Here is a 3,619-nt window from a genome sequence, read left to right as displayed (position 1 = left end):
CTGGTGCACGCCGAATTGATCTCTTCCAGACGTGGAAAAGCTGGTGGATTCGCGATCCTTCAGCGTGGCCGCGATGCCACCATGCGCGAGGTCGTTGAAGCTATTGACGGCCCCATCTGTCTCAACGTTTGCCTGAACGGCGGCAAGGACTGCGAGCGTAAGTCCTGGTGCCCCGCACACCCGGTTTGGGCACGTGCCCAGCGCGCCATGGTTGATGTGCTGATGAGCGTCACGGTCTCCGCCATGGCTTCAACGTGCAAACCCGATCGGGATCCCTCGGAAGCGAAAGCTCCGAGCGTGATTGCGTAACCGCAACCGAAGTTCAGGGCCACCCCTGGTTTTTCCCGTACCAATTGTTATCTGTGGATCGATGTTGGTTGTTTTAGGCATCAAAATGTTTGAGGTGAATTCAGATGCGTGAAAGAATCGCCCTGGCGCTCTTGCTTACCGGGCTTATCGCATGGGCAGCTGGTTGCAAGAAACAAGCCGATCAGGCGGAATTCAAGTCTGCCATCAACAACTCCTTCGCGGGCCGCCACGAATGCGTCTGGCCTGAACCAACCAAACTGCCTGCCGAGGCCGACACCTCAAAAGACGAGAAGACTCGCGACTACGACGCCCTCACCGATGCCGGCCTGCTCGTGCGCGGAACCGCGGAAAAGAACCGCTTCTTGGTCGGCTCCAAACAGGTGAATCAATACGATCTGTCTGACAAGGGGCACTCTGCCTGGACGCCCGACCCGAACCAACCCGGTTACGGCAATTTTTGTTTCGGCCACTTCAACGTCACCGCTATCGACAGCGCCACGCCCAACGATCCCTCCAATCCCACGCAATACACCGTCAAATACAGCTACGAGGTCGAAGGCATCCCCGCTTGGGCCAGCACCCCCGAATCAATGAGGACCTTCCCCAAGATCGCCGCCGATACATCGATCCAGACAGCGACTGCCACCCTGGTCAAAGGCACCAACGGGGGCTGGGCAGTTATACCTCCTCCCCAACCTGCGCCATAGCCAGTCGTCGCCGCCTCTCCTCCCTTTGGTTGAGAGACTGTCTCACGAGCAGACCCGTATACTTGCCCCATGTTTCCGGTGAAGCGCGCGTTAAGTCTCTCGGCCCTCGTCGCGGCGGGTCTGTCTGCCATGGTCAACGCACAAACTGCAACCACGCCTGCGCCACCGGCAGCGCAGCAGGCACCCGCCGCCGACGCCCATGCGGGGGACACGAGTTCGCCGCACCAGATCCAGCTTGACAGCCAGCATCGTGTCATCACCGCCGGCGGTTTCGTAAAGTCTGGCCCGGTGATTTTCGAAGATGTCTCCGAGAAGGCCGGCCTTACCAAGTGGATCCACAAGATGGGCACGCCTGCCAAGGACTACATCATCGAGACCAAGGGCTCAGGTGTATGCCTGCTCGACTACGACAACGACGGCTGGCTCGACATTTATATCGTCAACGGATCAACCGTCGACGCCCTCAGCGGTAAGGAAACGCCGCCGCATGCCGCTCTCTTTCACAATAATCACGACGGCACTTTCACAGATGTGAGCGAAAAAGCCGGTGTCACCAACGGTCGGTGGGGATTTGGTTGCGCTGTTGCGGACTACGACAACGACGGCTGGCCCGATCTATACGTCTCCAACTTCGGAAAGAACCGCCTCTATCACAACAACCACAACGGCACATTCACCGATGTCGCCGAGAAGGCAAACGTCACGCTCGGCAACTGGTCCACGGGCGTCACCTGGGGTGACTACGACGGCGACGGGAAACTGGATCTCTTTGTTGCCGGGTACCTGCATTGGGATTGGAACAATCCTCCGGCCAAGGGTGGCGAAGGCGGGTCGAGTAATTCTTTTTGTACATTTCGTGGGGAGGCAACAGCCTGCGGTCCGCGCGGCCTGAAGGGCGAACCCGACCACCTCTTTCACAACAATGGCGATGGGACTTTTACCGACGTAAGCGACAAGGCCGGTGTGGCGGACAAGCCCGGCTACTACGGCTTGGGTGCGGTGTTTGTTGACATTAACAACGACGGGAAACCCGACCTGCTCGTGGGGAACGATTCCACGCCGAACTATCTTTATCTCAATAAAGGCGACGGGACCTTCGAAGACGTGAGTTACGCCTCCGGCTACGCGCTAAACGAAGCCGGCCGCGAAACCGCATCCATGGGCATCGCCGTAGGAGACTTCCAGAACAACGGTATGCTCGACGTCTTCAACACCACATTTTCAGATGACTACAAGCCCCTCTACCGCAATGAGGGCGACGCCAACTTCACCGATATCAGTTACCACATCGGTCTCGGCGAAATCACCGTACCTTTCCTCAGTTGGGGCGACGCCTTCTTCGACTACGACAACGATGGCTGGAAGGATCTGCTAATGTCCGACGGCCACGTTTACCCGCAGGCCGATAAATACAACTGGGGAACCAGTTGGAAGCAGCGCCCCATGCTCTTCCATAATCTGCAGGGCAAAAGCTTCGAAAGTGTCCCTGCCGTCGAAGGTACCGGACTCGCCGATGTCATCGCCGGCCGCGGCATGGCTGTAGGCGATCTCTTCAACGATGGCAAAATCGACGCAGTGATCAACGTGATGGATGGCCACCCCGTCCTGTTGCGCAACGTCAGCCCGGATCACAATCACTGGCTCGAACTGAAGCTTGTCGGCGGCCCCAAAAGCGCGCGCGACGCGGTCGGCACCACGGTGTATCTGACCGCCAATGGGATGAAGCAGCGCGGAGACGTGATCAGCGGTGGCAGCTATCTCTCCAGCAACGATCCTCGCCTGCACTTCGGCCTCGGCCAGGCGACGAAGATCGACGACATCGAGATTCACTGGCCCAGTGGCAAGGTTGAACACGTCACCGTGCCCGGCATCGACCGAATCGTCACCATCAGCGAAGGCAACGGTAAGTAAGCCCGCTTAAATACCAAACTTCCCTAGGCGCGACGCGCAGTCTGCGTTTCCCTGCTCAGCGTGATCCAAATCGCTGACAAGTTTTGTCTTCCCACAGTCCTCGCCACATAGGGTGCCCTCCGGCCCAGACGCTGAGCGTGTCATCAGAGACACACAGGTGTTTCTCATGACACGGAGATGGCGGCCTCTCCATCCTCTAATCTCTTTGTTTTCTTTTAGACACGGATTGGCATCCGTCCTGCAACCTCTCATGGCGTTGGGCAATGAGATTGGCCTGGGGGACGCGATGAAGGGCTTGAGCGAATGGGCGGTGGCGGCGAGCATGGCGGCGGTTCTGGGAGCCCAGGTGCTGGGCCAGCGGACAAGCCCGGTTGAGGCAACTCCAGTTGCGAAGCGGGTAATTGTGGTGAGCCTGGAGGACCGGAAACTGGCTCTGGTGGAAGACGGACAGGTGAAGAGGGTATACACCGTCGCGGTGGGCAAGCCCACGACACCGAGTCCTGCCGGCACGTTCTCAATCGCCCGTCGCGTCAAGGATCCGACCTATTCACACAATGGCAAGACCGTTCTGCCGGGACCGGGCAATCCGGTGGGGACGCGGTGGATGGGATTGAGCATCAAGGGCTACGGAATTCACGGGACGAATGAACCGAAATCGATCGGCAAGGCTGCTTCGCATGGATGCATCCGGA

4 protein-coding genes are annotated in these 3,619 nt (G+C 58.6%); all 4 read left to right on the top strand.

All coding sequences use genetic code 11. The features are described from left to right. Window positions 1–309, top strand: a 309-nt coding sequence (locus WA354_RS14640; RefSeq protein ID WP_472813757.1) for an RrF2 family transcriptional regulator, incomplete at its 5' end; no start/stop codon positions are given. A 104-nt stretch (window positions 310–413) separates the two neighbouring features. Continuing rightward, the gene (locus WA354_RS14635; RefSeq protein WP_472813756.1) at window positions 414–1,016 is read left to right on the top strand and encodes a hypothetical protein; all 603 of its coding nucleotides are present in this window, start codon (window positions 414–416) and stop codon (window positions 1,014–1,016) included. A 129-nt stretch (window positions 1,017–1,145) separates the two neighbouring features. Next, entirely contained in the window at window positions 1,146–2,927 is a 1,782-nt protein-coding gene (locus WA354_RS14630) for a CRTAC1 family protein (RefSeq protein ID WP_472813758.1), read from the top strand. A gap of 250 nt (window positions 2,928–3,177) precedes the next feature. Beyond that, window positions 3,178–3,619, top strand: a 442-nt coding sequence (locus tag WA354_RS14625) for a L,D-transpeptidase (protein WP_472813755.1), incomplete at its 3' end; no start/stop codon positions are given.

The sequence above is a fragment of the Occallatibacter sp. genome (assembly GCF_049802275.1).
Classification (GTDB): Bacteria; Acidobacteriota; Terriglobia; order Terriglobales; family Acidobacteriaceae; genus Telmatobacter.
Note: the sequence above shows the minus strand (reverse complement) of the source record. Positions and strands in the feature narration are given on the sequence as shown.